Source organism: Staphylococcus sp. HMSC056G08 (assembly GCF_001812305.1).
Taxonomy (GTDB): Bacteria; Bacillota; Bacilli; order Staphylococcales; family Staphylococcaceae; genus Staphylococcus; species Staphylococcus simulans.
Window position 1 is genome coordinate 20,510 of record NZ_KV808534.1, and the last position, 315, is coordinate 20,824.

1 protein-coding gene is annotated in these 315 nt (G+C 39.4%); it reads left to right on the forward strand.

Annotated features, from left to right (window positions below):
• The coding region (locus tag HMPREF2846_RS14505; protein ID WP_218086528.1) for a GA-like domain-containing protein at window positions 1-315 on the forward strand (315 nt) is incomplete at both ends.

A 315-nucleotide genomic window follows, 5' to 3' on the forward strand; every position in this document is an offset into this window, starting at 1 on the left:
AAACATTAAAAGCAACAGCAGAGAGAAAAGTAAACGCATTACCAAGCGAATTAAAAGGTGACTTACCAGCGTTATTAGCACAATTACAAGGTATCGACATCCCAGAAATCAATGACGCTAATGCGAATGATACAAACGACATCCAAGATCAATGGTTAAATGATGCCGAAGCCGCTGTGAAAGCAGCAGAACTTACGGATAAAGCATCCCAATCAGCATGGAACATGGCAGTTTCCGACAATTTAGTTACACCACAAGAACAAACATTACTAAAATCAGCACAAGAAGAAGCACAAACATTAAAAGCAACAGCAG